Genomic DNA, 16291 nt, shown 5'->3' with positions numbered 1-16291 from the left:
TTAGAATAACCCACTGGAATCGCTGAATAATTCATCCAGCTCTTTATCTACTTTAATCCGGATTTCGTGTTCAATTTTCACATTCAAATTGATATTAATAGGTTCATTGGGCATGGCCACCTGCACTGTGGGGGTGCAGGCCGACAGCAGCACCGTGGCAGCAGCCAGAACGGCTAGTTTCATTGTTGCTCCTTTGCGGCTTTGGCCTGTTTGGCCGCCAGCCGTTGTTGTACGCGCTTTTTCACCAGCTCACTGACCTGCCCGCTCAGTTGCAGGCTGGCCAGCAGCGCCGGCAGGTTTTCTTCCAGATTAATGGTTAAATGAATGGCCCGGCCATTTTCGTAATCCGGGTTTTTCCCCTGCAGTTGCAACGCTAACAGCAACTGACCGGAAGTCGCATAACTTACTTCTGCAGACAACACCGAATAATGAAAGTTTTGCAGCGCCTGCATCAGCACCTGCATGCCCTGATTACTCTGCGCCAGCGCTTTGGCTTTGTCGGCGTCAAACTTCAGCAAACCGCCGGGCGCCAGTGCTGCGATCTGGCCTTGTTCCACTGTCACCCCCTGGGCCGACCAGCGCAGCGGGATCAGGCCGGAAATACTGCCCCGGCCGCTGACGCCGCTTTCAGGCCGCTGCTGTAATAAATCCGCCAGCTGCAGCTGAGTCAGTTCCAGTTCAAACTGCTGGGCCTGGCTTAAATCAAAGCGGCCCGGTTTTACCTGCACCTGCCCGGAGAACAGCGCCAGTTGTAGCTGGTTCAACTGCAATACCCCGGCTTGTGGTTTGTCCGGCATAAACTGATAACTACCGGCCAACCTGACAGGGCCAGCCACCATGCCGTGGTTAATTTGCGCCAGCTCCAGTGCCTTGCTGCTCAACTGCCAGTCGCGGGCGCTGTGTTTCAGCACCAGGCTGCCATTCAGGCCTTTCAGTTCAGAGCGGTCCCAAATGGCGTCTATCCCGCTCAGCTGCAGCTGCTGCTCACCACTTTGCAGCGCATAACTGTCGCGGTCCAGCAGCACCGAGCCCTGACCGCTGAGTTTGCCGCGCTGCACGGTCAACAGCTCAGGCCAGGCAGGCCCCAATTTCAGCGGGTTGCCCGCCAGAAAAAACAGCTCTGGTAATTGCCAGCTCAGTTGGTACTGGCTTTGTGTCGGCTTGAGCTGGTGGTTCAGCACCAGCGAACTGCCCGACTTCAGCACGCCCTTCAGCACAGGTTCGGCCAGGCGGCCGTTCAGTTCAGCCTGCCAGTGCCAGTCCTGCGCATACAGCTGAGGGTGTTTCAGCTGGGTCAGTGTCAGATCGGCCCTGGCGCTGAGACTGGCCTGACGCCAGTCCGGCCAGGGGCTTTGCAGGCTCCAGTCCGTCAGCTTTAGTTGCCCCTGCTTCCAGCTTAAATCCTGCTGCTGTAACGCCGTGCTGAGCTCAAGCGGCGCTGTGCCTTGCAAACTCAGCTGGCCCTGGCGCCATACCCCGCAAGCCTGCAGCGCCAGTTGGCTGTGACTCAGCTTATAGCCCGCATAAGCGAGCTCTGCACTTGTTAACCGCACCGCCAGGCTATGCAGGCGAATGCCCTCGCCTTCCGGCTGCAACGACAGTGTCAGCTCCGGCTCCAGATCACCCAGGCCTTCAATCAACAGCGGCCCTGAGCTGGCCAGCCGGATATCGGCCTGTTTTGCAGTGCTGTTCAGTGACACCGAACCTGTCAGCCGGCATGGAAGCGCAGATCCTCCCTCGGCTGAAGGCGGCGTACTGACGGGGGCCGTTTTGGCACGGATCCGTGCATCCAGCTTTGCGCAGGGTAGCTGAATATCCAGTTGGTTGACCTGCACAGCGGCAGGCAACCAGAGGGGCCACAACGGCGGCAATGCCTGTTCAGCGTCTGCCTCTGCTGCACTGGGTTCAGACGCTGAGGCGTCAGGCTGTGCAGTTGGGGAAGCGGTTGCCTTTGGCCAGACCGGCTCGGACTGCACACTGAGCTTTTCGGCCTGCACCGAATCCAGTGGCCAGGGCCAGCCGGACCAGCGAATATCCAGTTGCTGCAGCTGCAGCTGATGCAAACCGGCATAAGGCAGAGTCAGGTTCAGTTGCCCGGCCTGCAACCGCCCCCAGCTTAGCGTCAACCCCGACCAGGCCGGTTGCCACTGCTGGTAATAAAACCTGAGCTGAATGCCACCATACACGGCGCCAACCAGCAGCAACAGCAGCAGGTTTAACCCCAGGCTGATGTTGGCTTTGCGGCGGTTTGGTTCGGCTGGCATGCTAATAACTCCGGCTTATGGACAACTGCGAATTGACAAATCATGCAGTAACACAATGAATCCTCTCTGAATTCAACCAGTCTATGTGATTTCCTTACCAAGCCCAAGCCAGTTGTCGCCGCCTTTGGCACAGGTAGCGTTCTGTTACATAATTGTATCTGGCACTGAAAGGACAAAAGTGCTTAAATCGGCCCAACTCAAGGAGAGACCCATGAAAAAAACTAAACTGACCCTGGCTATTGGTTTTGCCATTGCCCTCGCTGCCTGCAGCCAGCACCCCCAACACCAACTGCCTGCCGGCGTGAAACTGATTGAACAGTCGGCACCCAGCACAGGTATTCATATTCCGTATAAAAAGTACCAGCTGGATAACGGCCTGACGGTGGTGGTGCATGAAGACAACTCGGACCCGCTGGTGCATGTGGATGTGACCTACCATGTGGGTTCCGCCCGCGAAGAACCCGGGAAATCCGGTTTTGCCCACTTCTTTGAACACATGATGTTCCAGGGTTCGGAAAACGTGGGGGACGAACAGCACTTTAAAATTGTCACTGAATCAGGCGGCAGCTTAAACGGCACCACCAATAACGACAGAACCAATTATTTCCAGACAGTACCAGCCAATCAGCTGGAAAAAATGTTGTGGCTGGAAGCCGATCGGATGGGCTTTTTACTGGACGCCGTGACAGAAAAGAAATTTGAAGTGCAGCGTGAAACCGTCAAAAACGAACGTGGCCAGCGCGTGGATAACCAGCCTTATGGCCGCCTGTTTGAACGGGTGTCTGAAGCCATGTTCCCGGAAGGGCATCCCTATTCCTGGCCCATCATTGGTTATATGGACGATTTAAACCGTGCCAATGTAAATGACGTGAAAGCCTTTTTCCTGCGTTGGTACGGTCCGAATAATGCCACACTGACCCTGGGGGGCGACATCAAAGCCGAAGAAGTTCTGCCGCTGGTACAAAAGTATTTTGGCAGTATTCCGCGAGGCCCTGAAGTGACAGACGCCACCAGACAACTGTGGAGCCTGCCGGACACCCGTTATATTTCGATGGAAGACAATGTGCATCTGCCCCTGCTGTACATCAGCTTCCCGACCGTGTACGCCAACCATAAAGATGAAGCGGCGCTGGACATTTTGTCGGAAATTCTGGGCAATGGTAATAACTCACTGCTGTACAAAAACCTGGTGAAAACCCAGCTGGCAGTGCAGGCCCAGGTGTCACACCCCTGTCGCGAGCTGTCCTGCGAATTCAGCCTCTATGCGCTGCCCAACCCTGGTGCAGGGAAAAACCTGGCGGACATTGAAAAAATTATCCGTGACAGCCTGCTGGAATTTGAACAACGCGGCGTGACAGACGACGACCTGCTGAAAGTCAAAGCCAAAATGGAAGCCGACAGTATCTTTGGCCTGCAAAGTGTCAGCGGCAAAGTCAGCCAGCTGGCCGCCAGTCAAACCTTTAAAGGCAAACCAGACACCATTGGCGAAGATATTGCCCGCTACAATGCAGTGACCAAAGACGACGTAATGCGGGTGTACCAGACTTACCTGAAGGGCAAACATTCTGTGGTGATGAGCGTGGTGCCGCGTGGCCAGAAAGCACTGATTGCCCATGCCGATACCTTTACCCCGGTCAAACGCGATTTTGGCGGCCCTTCCACCACCAAAGCGGAAGATTTACAGGTACGCAAAGCCACAGACAACTTCGACCGCAGTCAACAGCCGGTGGCTGGCGCTAACCCTGCGGTGGGCCTGCCACAAACCTGGACCACCGACCTTGGCAACGGCATTCAGGTACTGGGCAGCCAGAGCACTGAAACACCAACCACCTCCCTGCTGCTGAAAATTCCGGTCGGCGCTTATGCCGAAACGGCTGACCAAGCCGGTATCACCAGCCTGATGGCAGGCCTGATGAATGAAAGCACCAAAAACTACAGCACTGAGCAAATGAGCCTGGAGCTGGAGAAACTGGGCAGCAGCATCAGCTTCAGCAGCTCTGACAGTTATGTGGATGTCTTTGTTTCCAGCCTGAGTAAACACTTACCCCGCACCTTAGAACTGCTGGAAGAAAAACTGCGCAACCCGGCCTTCAGCGCGGAAGATTTTGCCAGGGTGCAGCAACAAGTGCTGCAGGGCATGCAGCATGCAGAGAAAACGCCGGCTTATTTAGCCGCGCAAAAATTTAACGGCCTGCTGTATGAAGGCAGTATTGCCGCCCTGCCCAACGAAGGCACCATGGCGTCGGTCAGTCAGCTGAAACCAGCCGATGTGCAGCAATGGTACCAGCATTGGTTTAAACCGGCCGGTGGCCAGCTGATTGTGGTGTCCGACCTGCCACAGGACAACGTGGCTGCACAGCTGAAAACCCAACTGGCGGACTGGCAGGGTCAGGCACCGGCCATCAAGGTCAGCACAGGCGGGTTAAAAGCGGCGCCTGCGACTGTTTACCTGGTGGATAAACCTGATGCCCCTCAGTCGGAGATCCGTATTGGTAAGCGCTCATTAACCCAGGACATCACAGGCGAGTACTATAAAGCCAACCTGATGAACTATGTACTGGGCGGTACCTTTAACAGCCGTATCAACCTGAACCTGCGCGAAGACAAAGGTTATACCTATGGTGCCCGTGCCGGTTTCAGTGCCGACAAATACGCCGGTGTCTATACCGCCTCTGCCGCAGTGCGCGCCGACGCCACTGTTGATTCGATCCGCCAGTTCCTGAATGAAATTAATCAGTTCAGAGAACAAGGTATTAAGGATGACGAACTGGCCTTTATGCGCCTGGCCATTAATCAGTCCGACGCGCTGAAGTACGAAACCCCGAACGCCAAACTGGGTTTTATGGCACAAATTCTGGAGTTTAACTTAACCCCTGATTTTGTCCGTGAGCGCAACCAGATTGTCAGCAGCATCAGTAAAGAGGAAATCAATGCGCTGGCGAAAAAACACCTGGATACCAAAGAGATGATCATTCTGGTAGTGGGCGACGCCAAGACACTGGAGCCGCAGCTGGCTGAGCTTGGCATGCCGGTCAAACGTCTGTAACAGAATGGAAGCGGGCCCTTTGTCAGAGGGCCCGCTCTTTACCTGGCCAGTCTTGCTGCTGCACTCGTGCTCACTTGTGCAGAATAACTGCACTCACTGCCTGGCATAAAAACCGGCCAGACTGCTGCAAACTTACCCCTGAAACCCCAACACGCCTTAATTTCCGTTACAAATTTTTTCCAAATGCGCATAGGCAAGGCGCGTGTAGCCCCGTACACTAAAGCCCTTTCACTGCAACGCCGCGAGCCACGCAGAAAGAACCTACACTGAAATTCACAACTAAAAAATTCCGATCCAGCGGGCAGTTCGACCCGTAAGTGCAGTACAAAAATAATTTTGTGACGAATCGTCAACTTTTAACAAAAACATGGCAGACTAATGCAACTCAGCCGCTGGCCCCGTTGCAGCGCTGAGAACACAGCAAGAGTTTTTGTCTGCTGAAGTGGATTAACTTAACTTGGTTTTTAGGTATGAAAACATTGAAATCCGTGCTGCTTGCTCTGGGTGGCTTACTTGTAATTTTCGCCCTGCTGGGTGGAACCAAATTCAGCCAGATCATGGCCATGATTGAAGCTGGCGAGCAGATGGCGCCGCCACCGGAATCTGTGTCTGTGTATGGCGCAGAACAACAAAGCTGGCCTCAGACCTATCAGGCCATTGGCACTGTGTTGGCGGACGAAGGCATTGTGGTGGCATCCGAAGCGGCTGGCCGGGTTAAAAAAATTCACTTCAGCAACGGCCAGCAGGTGAAAGCCGGTGATGTGTTAGTGGAGCAGGACACCAGCAACGAGCAGGCGCAATTGCGTGCCGCTGACGCCCGGCTGAAACTGGCGAAAACCAGTTATGACCGGCTGCTGCAACTGCGCAAAACCAATATTGCCACCCAAAGCGAGCTGGATTCAGGTAAACAACAGCTGGATTCAGCCCAGGCTGACGTCGATAACCTGAAAGCCACCCTGGCGAAAAAATCCATCCGTGCACCTTTTGACGGCAAAGTGGGCATTCGTCAGGTGGATTTAGGGGCCGACCTGCAGGTGGGTACGGCCATTGTCAGCCTGCAAGCCACCAATAAAGTGCGGGTAAATTTCCCGGTGCCCCAACACTGGCTGGTGTCGATGAAAAAAGGCTTGCCAGTGTCCGTGTCTGTCAATGAAGGCGCCGCTGTGGTCAGTGGCGAAATTACGGCCATAGGCGCAGAAATTAACACCAGCACCCGCAACGCCATAGTGCAGTCCATTCTGGATAATACCGGCGACGTACTGGTGCCTGGTATGGCGGTCAATGCCACAGTCACCCTGTCAGAACCACTGCAGGTGCTGGTGGTGCCAAGCACGGCCATTATTTATGCCCCTTTTGGTGACACCGTATTTGTGGTGGAAAAAGACGACAAAGGGGCACTGAGCGCCCGCCAGCAATTTGTCCGGCTGGGAAAAGCCCGTGGTGATTTTGTTGAAGTGCTGGACGGTCTGAAAAGCGGCGACCAGGTCGTCAGCGCCGGTGCCTTTAAGCTGTTTAACGGCCAGGCGGTGGTCATTAGTAAAACCGCCACCCCTGAATTTAAAACCCAACAGCAGCCCGCTGACAGCTAAGCCATCAGGACGGTTTGTGTATGAACTTTACCGATATTTTTATTAAGAAGCCGGTGCTGGCCATTGTGGTCAGCCTGCTGATTTTGCTGGCCGGTTTCCAGTCGATGAGCAATATGACGGTGCGTCAGTACCCGCGCTCTGACATTGCGGTGATCAAAATTACCACTGTGTATGTGGGCGCCAACGCCGAGCTGGTGAAAGGTTTTATTACCTCGCCGATCGAGCGTGCTATTGCCTCAGCCGGTGGCATTGATTACATCGAATCGCAAAGCACTATGGGGGTGTCTACCGTCATTGCCCACCTGCACCTGAACTACGACCCACTGAAAGCGATGACAGAAATCAGCGCCAAGGTGAACCAGGTGCGCGGCGATCTGCCGCCCGAAGCGGAAATTCCGGCCATTGCGATAGAAGCGGCCGACAGCCAGTTTGCATCTGCTTATCTGAGTTTCAGTTCAGATATTCTGGAGCAAAACCAAATCACCGAGTTTTTAAGCCGCGCTGTGCAGCCGCGCTTAATCGCCGTGGCTGGTGTGCAAAAAGCTGATATTTTGGGTGGCCGTACTTTTGCAATGCGCATCTGGTTAAAACCAGACGCCATGGCGTCTTTGGGCATTACGGCGTCAGATGTGCGCACCGCGCTGTCCGACAACAACGTGCAGGCCACTATAGGCCAGACCCGCGGCGCTTATACCCAGGTGAACTTACGCTCCAACACCGACATGAAATCGGTCGACGAGTTTAAACAGATGATTTTGCGGCAAAATGCCGACGGTATTGTCCGTCTGGCCGACGTGGCCGATGTGGAACTTGGCGCTGAAGACTACAACACCAATGTGAACTACTCGGGGGAAACTGCCGTCTTTATGGGGGTCTTTGTCGCCCCGAACGCCAACTCGCTGGATGTGATTAAAGCCGTGACAGCCGAGATGGAAAAAATCAAAGCTGAACTGCCCTCAGGTTTAACGGCGGAAGTGTCTTACGATGCCACCAAATACATTGAAGCGGCTATTGATGATGTGGTGAAAACCCTGGCGGAAACCCTGCTGATTATTGTGGTGGTGATCTTCCTGTTCCTTGGTTTCAGCCGCTCTGTCCTGATCCCCATTGTGGCTATACCACTGTCGCTGATTGGTGCGCTCTTTATTATGAAGCTGTTTGGCTTCTCGCTGAACCTGCTGACCTTGTTGTCTATTGTACTGTCGGTGGGTCTGGTAGTAGATGACGCCATCGTCATGGTGGAAAACATCGAACGTCATGTGCAAAACGGTTTAAAACCCTTTAAAGCCGCCTTGGTGGCTGCCCGTGAACTGGGTGGCCCTATTATTGCGATGACGGTGACGCTGATTTCTGTCTATGTGCCTATTGGTTTGCAGGGCGGTTTAACCGGAACCCTGTTCCGTGAGTTTGCCATCACCCTGGCCGGTGCGGTGGCGATATCGGCCATAGTGGCCATCACGCTGTCGCCTATGATGGCATCCAGAATGCTGAAACCTCACAGCAGTAACCATGCGCCGCTGGATGGCCTTTTTAACCGCTTTCAGAATTTTTATGCCCGCCGCCTGGCCTCCAGTCTGCAAAACCGCAGCGGCGTTTACGTATTCTGGATTGGTATCACCCTGCTGTGTTTCCCGCTCTACACCATGTCACCGAAAGAGCTGGCACCGGTGGAAGACCAGGGGGTCATTTTTGGGATTGTCGATGCACCCGCCAACTCCACCGTCGATCAGTCGTCCTTTTATGGCAAAGCGGTCAACCATGCCTTTATGTCGGTGCCGGAAACAGACTTTACTTTCCAGATCACTTTCCCGACCGGTGGTTTTGGTGGCATGGTCACCAAACCCTGGGCTGAACGCGAACGTTCTGTGTTTGAAATCATGCCGGAAGTGCAACAAAAACTGGCGGAAGTATCGGGTATCCGTATTCTGCCTATTACCCCACCTGCCCTGCCCGGTGGCGGTCAGTTCCCGGTCGAATTTGTGATTGCCTCCACCGCTGACTCTACTGAAATTTATCAATACGCGCTGAAGGTGGAACAGATGATGCGCGAAAGTGGCACCTTTCCGTTTCAGGTGATTGATATGAAAGTGGATCAGCCAGAGTATCAGCTGAATATCGACCGCGATAAAGTGGCCGATTTAGGCCTGAATATGCGTGATGTGGTGCAGGACCTTGGCACCCTGTTAGGCGGTGGTTACGTCAACCGCTTTAATATGGCTGGCCAGAGTTATAAGGTGATCCCTCAGGTGAAACGGGTGGAACGTTTAACCCCGGACGATTTGCAGAACCTGTATATCAAAGGCCCTGCCGGCCAGATGATCCGGGTGGACCAAATTGCCAGCCTCACTCACAGCACTGTGCCCCGCAGCATCAACCGGATGCAGCAGCTTAATGCGGTGAAAATTTCCGGTGTCACTACCAAACCGCTGGATGAAACCCTGCGTTTTCTGGAAACTGAAGCCCGTAAAATTATTCCTTCAGGCTACCAGATTGATTACACCGGTGAATCCCGTCAGCTGAAACGGGAAGGCAACACCTTCCTGCCCGCCTTTATGCTGGCGGTGACTATGATATTCCTGGTGCTGGCGGCGCAATACAACAGCTTCCGTGACCCTGTGGTGATCCTGCTGGGGTCTGTACCTCTGGCCATGTTTGGTGCCCTGGTCTTTACCTTCCTGAAAATTCCGATGCCAATGCCGTTTTTCACCGACGGTTTTACCAGCACACTGAATATTTATTCTCAGGTGGGCCTGGTTACTCTGATAGGTCTGATTGCCCGTAACGGCATTCTGGTCGTGGAATTTGCCAATAAACTGCAGGAACAGGGCCGCAGTAAACTGGATGCCATTCAGGAAGCCTCTATTTTGCGTCTGCGCCCTGTGATGATGACCAGTATTGCCACCATTGCCGGTCACACCCCGCTGATTTTTGCCGAAGGTGCCGGCGCAGAAGCCCGTAACTCCATTGGTATAGTGCTGGTGCTGGGCATGACCATAGGCACCTTCTTTACCTTATTTGTGTTGCCCTCCGTTTATATGCTGCTGGCCAAAGACCACAGCCACAGCAAAGCTCCGGAGCAGGAAGAAGAAGCAGACCCACAACCTGTCTGACCAGACCTGTTCCATACAGTCACCAAGGCCGGCATATGCTGGCCTTTTTTATGGACAGGGCCAGCGGCATGCCGGTTATGCAGCCGCAACCAGCGGCGGTTCACTCCTTTGCTCCACAAAACCACATCATTGATCACAACGCAGTTCAGAATTTAGTCCCGAACGCGAACACTCGGTAGCGGGCAAAAAAACCTCTGCAACAAGGCTTTATTCAGCAGAATTTTTATGTCAGATTGGTCAGGCAGATGCTGTATTTCCTGAAAATCAGCAGAAAATCATGAAATTAAGTAGTTGATAAAAAACAAATTATTTATTAATGATGTTTTTTTCAGGTTTGCGTTCTGTCAAGCGTCGGATAATAGAATCCGGTTTTATTCATTTAACTCAGAAGGTGTGTTTTTATGCAAGTTACTAACTCAGGTGCCGCCGCATTAACCAACTACACAACCACAGCAGCCAGCACCCAACCCACTCAGGCCACAGCTGAAACCCCTAAAACAACAGTTTCCGGCAGCGCTGCCGATACCGTCACTATTAGTGCAGAAGCCAAGGCATTGCTGCAAAGTACAGTACAAACCCAAGGGAATGGTTCAGGAACTGAAGCAGAAGATTGGACCTGATACGGTTTAGTATTGAATCTAGTTTTGCAGGAGCTGCGTTTTGCGGGATTACCTTGTTTTAGTGGACAACATATTTTTGGTGCTGACAGCAGTTGGCCTGTTTGCGTCATTAGTAATTAATGCAGATAACTCTTCACGCTTGACTTTAGCAATCTGGATCGTTGGTAACTTTTGCATGGAGCGTATGACTCCAGTAATTGGAGAAATCGTATCTGGTTCCGGCTCCGAATTCAGGGGTGTTTGGTATCTTATTTGGGCAGCATGTAATTTGTTCTGCCTGTACGCCATTTGGTTTGTCCATAACCGTTTTAACTTAAATCTGCAGTCTTTGGCAAAATTTGTCGTGCTATGTTTCTTCAGTTTATGTGCACTTCAGGTATTGCGTTATTTTGATCGAGACTTAGGGTTAAACCTGCTGGCTGACGTGTATCGCTACGGTGTTTTAGCCATCAATATATCGGTCTTTCCCATGGCCTGTTTATGGTTAATTCGTTGTTTTTTAACTCACTACAAGGAAGCCAAAGCATGATTGCAACTACAGTCGCAGGTTTACTGGTGCTGGTCTTTGTACTGACAGTGCATATTACGTTGAAACTGCTGAAAAAGCCGGACCTGGCCAGGCTGGAAGATGTTGTGACGCATGAGTTTGGTCCGCGCGCTCACCGGCTCTGCCTGCTGGCTTATGAAAGCCAGCGTCCGGTGAATGCAGACCGGCGCGAACTGATGGAAGAGCAGTTTCAGGACGATTTGTACGAGTATATGGAAGATTATCAAATCGAAGTGGCACAGCGGTTACGGCAGCAAAAGTTTAAGGGCATACAGGCCTATGGCTATGTCCGACTCTAAGGCATAACCCCAATAAAAAACCGGCGTAATGCCGGTTTTTTATTGGGGGAAGATTACATGCTGTAACGCACACCCAAAGCGAAGGTACGGCTGTAAAGTGCAGTCCCAAAGTTGTTGGTTTCCGGGTTGTTACCATAGTAACTCTGGTACAACTCATTGGTCAGGTTGGTACCGTCCAGCGTAATTTCCCACTGATCGGTCAACTGATAACTTAACTGAAAGTCCATACTGGCTTCAGATTTACGACGTACTTCCAACGGGTTGGCAAAGAGTGCGGCTTCGTAGTTGGCCAGGAAGTCTTTACGCCAGGCGTAAGATAACCGCATACCCAGTTTATCTTTGTCATAAGCCAGTACCACGCTGTAGGACGAATCAGACACACCAAACAGGTCGGTAGTTTTATAGCCGGTGATCTCACCCTCTGAGTTGGTATCCGGTGTGGTCTGCGACGACGACAGGCTGGTGTAGCTGGCCTGAATACCAAAACCATCCAGTGCAGCCGGCAGATTTTCCGGGAACCAGACCAGGCCCAGTTCAGCCCCGGATAACTCGCCATTCGACGCATTGTAAGGCTGGGTCAGAATAAACTTGTAGGGTTCAGGGTTGGAGGTAGAGCGAGGTGCAGTGACGGCTCGGCGGAAACCGACTACAAAGCCATCCACATCACGGCGGAATAATGTCCCGTAAATTGAGCTGGCTTCAGCAAAATAATACTCCAGCGCAAAGTCATAGTTTTTCGATTCGGTTGGCTTCAGATCCGGATTACCGCCCCCTGCAGTGCCATAACCAATACCAGTGACATCTTCGTTATAAGTAATCAGCGGATTTAAGTCGCCAAACCCCGGGTAACGCAGTGTTTCGGTATAGGCCAAGCGCGCCTGCAAGTCATCGGTCAACTGATAACGGGCGGTCAGGCTTGGCAGAATTTTGCGGGTTTTGCTTTCGCCTGAGGTCAGTGTCTGGGCGTCCACCGTAGCCGCTTCCTGCCAGAAATTGGAGTCGGTATCAATGCCGGTATAACGGGCACCAATTTCACCATCCAGCACCCGGCCGGCAATTTCGGTTTCGTATTTGCCCTGGGCATACAAAGACAGGGTGGTTGCGTCAATTTCAAACGAGCGTTGCAGGGCCAGTTTGCTCAGGCCATACATGCTGCGAAATTCATCGGCATTGTTGCGGATATAGTGGCCGTTAGCGACGGCCCAGGAGGTTGGCACCTTCGCTTCACCATCCATAAAACCGCTGTTAATTGACGCCAGCCCCTCAATAGTCGCCACGTTAACCCCACCACCACAACAACGGTCCTGCCGGCTGAACGCCGTTTCGGCACCGCGTTTGTCATAACGTACACCGGCTTCAACCTGAGTGAAGAAACCGTCTAAACGGTAGCTCAGATCCGTGGTGAAGGTAATGGCATCGCCTTTATCCTCGTTGGCATTGTCGTACATGCTGTCGGTAATGTAAGCCGACGGGTCGGCCATAGAACTTTCATCCATAGCTGCAGTGGCCGGGTTGTCTTCAAAGTTAAAACCCGGAATGCCCCCCCCACTGTTAAAGTCCACATTCAGCTTGTAGTTGGCGCCTGGGCGGACAAAACGCATCGCAAAGAAGTCACCTTCATACTTGCTGTCCTGGTACACCAGCTCAGACTTCATGGTCAGGTTGTCGGTTAAATCCCAACGACCACCCAGTGCATGCAGGTAGCTGTCGGTCTGGCCCGTGCTTAAGTCGCCACTGGTAAAGACCCAAGGGTCCTGCACAGAGCGGGACTTCACAATATTGGTGCCCGGGTGCAACACCACGTTGGCGGCAGCGGCAGCCTGAGCCGGCGTCATACTGCCATACCCCCCCCACCAGTCAGCGAAGGAGAACAAAAGGCTGTTAAAGCCCTCATTGCGAAAACCGTTGTAAAAGGACTCAAATACATACTCAGATTTTTCATCAGGCGCAAACTGCAGCGAAAGACTGACAGCCGGACGTTCGCGCTCACCGGTAAAATCACTCTGAAAAATGGCATCGCGGCCCAGAATATATTCGGTCGGAGTGCCGTTCACGTTGACGGTTGAGCCTGGAGCAATTGGCAAGCCATCTAACAAGCCTGGTTCCCAGATTGGATTTTCAGCCACCCCATCCCGCTCTAAAAAAATCCGCTCGTAAGGGGTAAAAGGCGCTGTCGGCGTGGCCGTGGAAAAAGGCACCATGGCGCCGGCAGTGACGCTCTGATCGCGGTAGCTGATACGGGAATACGAAATATTGACCAAAGCACCGAATTCACCGGAGTCCAGCTCCCATCGGTTAGACGCTAAGGCACTCAGCACCGGGCTGGTTTCTTCATTCTGTTCAGTGTAAATACCACGGCCAGCAGCAATCAATTTCAGGCCGTCAAAGTCAAAAGGCCGGTGAGTCTTTACGTCAATGGCGCCGGCTATACCACTTTCAATCTGGCTGGCTGAACGGGTTTTATACACATCCACCTGCTTCAACAAACTGGCTGGAATATCCTGCAGCGCCACGGCTGTGCCTGCTGCGGTGAAAATATTGCGGCCATTGACGGTGGTGGTGATATCACTTAAACCACGGATAGACACAGTGGAGGCTTCCCCAGCGCCACGGTCCGTCACCTGAACACCTGTCACCCGCTGCAGCGATTCAATCACGTTGTTATCCGGAAACTTACCTATGTCTTCGGCAACGATGGCATCGACAATCTGCTCTTCGTGGCGCTTTACGTTCAACGCCTTGTTCAGACTGCTGCGAATACCTTTCACTTCAATCACTTCCACATTGTCTTGTTTTGCTTCTGTGGAATTGTTCTGTTGCGCAAACACAGCTGCACTGCTGACCGCGAGGGCCAGGGTGACAGCAGTGCTCAGCACGGACGGCTTAAAGCTCTGCATTTGTTCTCCCCTTGTCATTGGCTTTTTTATGTCCCTTCAGCGCCTTCACTGCAAACTGACGACTGAGGTTTATTATCACTTCTCAAATGATGCTATTGTATGATTAATAGACTGTCAACTGACGGGTGAACAAAATTTGTGTATTTGTAGTATAAAAGTACTTAAGGAATTACTCCGCCCCTTCAGGGCCCGTAAAGAGGAGTGACCTGCATAAAAAAACCCGGCTGCAACACCGGGTTTTACTGAGTTTTCAGACATTATTTTTGCATCGACTGGTCCCGGGCCGCTTTAAATTCTTTGCCCTGGTACCAGTTCGGCCAGCTGTTGCCATTCGCCAGCTCCTGCCCTACCTGATAAAACAACCACAGATCCTGCTGGGCACCCCGTAAATCCCAGTTCGGATCAAACTCGTCATTCACTTTGTGGTAATAGCTTTTCACATAGTCAGCCCGCTGCTGCAAACCCCAGGCTTTACCGTGCTCTGCGTGGTCAACGCCACCGCGGGCATAGAGCATAGGCACACCTTTTTTCGCCAGATTAAAATGGTCGGAGCGGTAATAAAAACCATCTTGCGGCGTAGGTTCTGGCGCCAGGTAACGCTGCTGCGCTTTGGCGTATTTGGCCAGCACAGGCTCAAGCTCCGAGCTGCCATAACCAAACACCATCACATCGTTCATCGGGCCATAAACGTTAATGACGTCCATATTGATACCGGCCACAGTTTTGTTCAGTGGGAACAGCGGATGTCCGGCATACCAGGCGGAACCGAGCAGTCCACGTTCTTCCACTGTCACCGCCAGAAAGGCCACGGAACGCTCCGGGGCCTGGCCTTGCTGGTATTTCTCTGCCAGTGCCAGCAGCGCCGCCACACCACCGGCATTGTCCTGAGCACCGTTAAAGATTTTGTCGTCTTTTAAGCTGAAATCCAGACCAAAATGATCCCAATGCGCCATATAAAGCACCGCCTCATCTGGTTTTTTGCGGCCTGGAATATAACCAATCACATTGTGACTGTTAATTTCACGCAGATTATTTTTAATGCGAATACTGGCTTTGGCCTGCAGCGGGATGGCAGTAAAGTCTTTTTGCAACGCTTTCTGGCGCAGTTCAGTCAGACTGGTGCCATTGGCTTTAAACAAGCGTTCAGCCGCCTCCAGCGACAACCAGCCTTCCACCTGGGATTTGTGGCTGTTTTTGTGTGGATTCGCCAGTTCAAACCGGATTGGACTGGTGCCAGCCACCACATTCCAGCCATAACTGGCGGCATCGGTTTCGTGCACAATCAACACCATAGCAGCGCCCTGCCGTGCGGCCTCTTCAAACTTGTAAGTCCAGCGGCCGTAATAGGTCATGGCATTGCCGGTAAAAAGGTTGGGGTCTTTGGTGGCATACCCCGGGTCATTCACCAACACCACCACTGTTTTGCCTTTGACATCCAGGCCTTTGTAGTCATTCCAGCCGTATTCAGGCGCGACAATACCGTAACCGGCAAAAACGACCTCGCTGTCTTTGACCTCAATGTCGGTTTCCATCCGGGTCGACCAGGCCATCATCTCGGTTTTGTAGCCCAGACTGGCGGCGGTTTTGTCCCCCGTTAACGTCAGGCTGGACACTGCCACAGGGTCTATCTGCACCACTGGCACAGGCTGCAGGTACGAATCGCCCTGAAAAGGCTTCAGGCCCAATCGTTTAAACTCAGCAGAAAGATAAGCGATAGTGCGTTTTTCGCCTTCAGTGGCCGGGGCCCGCCCTTGCAGCTCATCCGACGCCAGCTTCTGAAAATAACCGGCAAAATTGGCATTAAAATCGGTTTGTGGCAGCTCACTGGCGTGCACAGCACAGCTCAGGCTGAGCACGGCGGTCAGCAGAATAGATTTCATCAGTGCATTGCCCTTCTTTATTCAGACAAAAACAGGCAG

Annotated in this window: 10 protein-coding genes; 6 read left to right on the top strand and 4 right to left on the bottom strand. The window is 52.7% G+C overall.

Annotation, left to right across the window (positions count from 1 at the left end):
- Positions 1-183, bottom strand: coding sequence for a YnbE family lipoprotein (locus tag WKJ04_RS06465; protein WP_337879667.1), 183 nt, complete (start codon positions 181-183; stop codon positions 1-3).
- On the bottom strand, positions 180-2264 hold the full coding sequence (locus tag WKJ04_RS06460) for a YdbH domain-containing protein (protein ID WP_337879666.1): 2085 nt from the start codon (positions 2262-2264) through the stop codon (positions 180-182). Before WKJ04_RS06460 ends, WKJ04_RS06465 begins: the two co-directional genes overlap by 4 nt.
- A gap of 211 nt (positions 2265-2475) precedes the next feature.
- On the opposite strand from WKJ04_RS06460, the gene WKJ04_RS06455 reads away from it, so the two are divergent.
- From WKJ04_RS06455 to WKJ04_RS06430, 6 genes are all read left to right on the top strand, one after another.
- Complete coding sequence (locus WKJ04_RS06455; protein ID WP_337879665.1) at positions 2476-5310, top strand: pitrilysin family protein; 2835 nt, start codon at positions 2476-2478, stop codon at positions 5308-5310.
- 470 nt (positions 5311-5780) lie between these two features.
- Positions 5781-6899 carry an efflux RND transporter periplasmic adaptor subunit gene (locus tag WKJ04_RS06450; protein WP_337879664.1) on the top strand — a complete coding sequence of 373 codons (1119 nt, stop codon included), beginning with the start codon at positions 5781-5783 and terminating at the stop codon, positions 6897-6899.
- Positions 6900-6919: 20 nt separating this feature from the next.
- A complete protein-coding gene (locus tag WKJ04_RS06445) occupies positions 6920-10009 on the top strand; it encodes an efflux RND transporter permease subunit (protein WP_337879663.1) in 3090 nt (1029 codons plus the stop codon).
- A 401-nt stretch (positions 10010-10410) separates the two neighbouring features.
- Entirely contained in the window at positions 10411-10629 is a 219-nt protein-coding gene (locus WKJ04_RS06440) for a hypothetical protein (protein ID WP_337879662.1), read from the top strand.
- Positions 10630-10669: 40 nt separating this feature from the next.
- Positions 10670-11158, top strand: coding sequence for a hypothetical protein (locus WKJ04_RS06435; protein WP_337879661.1), 489 nt, complete (start codon positions 10670-10672; stop codon positions 11156-11158).
- Positions 11155-11475 carry a hypothetical protein gene (locus WKJ04_RS06430; protein ID WP_337879660.1) on the top strand — a complete coding sequence of 107 codons (321 nt, stop codon included), beginning with the start codon at positions 11155-11157 and terminating at the stop codon, positions 11473-11475. Before WKJ04_RS06435 ends, WKJ04_RS06430 begins: the two co-directional genes overlap by 4 nt.
- Positions 11476-11528: 53 nt before the next feature.
- Here the strand turns inward: WKJ04_RS06430 and WKJ04_RS06425 are convergent, their stop codons facing one another.
- A complete protein-coding gene (locus WKJ04_RS06425; protein WP_337879659.1) occupies positions 11529-14372 on the bottom strand; it encodes a TonB-dependent receptor in 2844 nt (947 codons plus the stop codon).
- Between the two features lie 257 nt (positions 14373-14629).
- Positions 14630-16252, bottom strand: coding sequence for a M28 family metallopeptidase (locus WKJ04_RS06420; protein ID WP_337879658.1), 1623 nt, complete (start codon positions 16250-16252; stop codon positions 14630-14632).
- Between the last annotated feature and the right edge of the window lie 39 nt (positions 16253-16291).

It is taken from the genome of Rheinheimera sp. (genome assembly GCF_037442345.1).
Classification (GTDB): Bacteria; Pseudomonadota; Gammaproteobacteria; order Enterobacterales; family Alteromonadaceae; genus Pararheinheimera.
The sequence above is the reverse complement of the archived record's forward strand: the minus strand, read 5'-3'. Positions and strand labels throughout refer to the sequence as shown.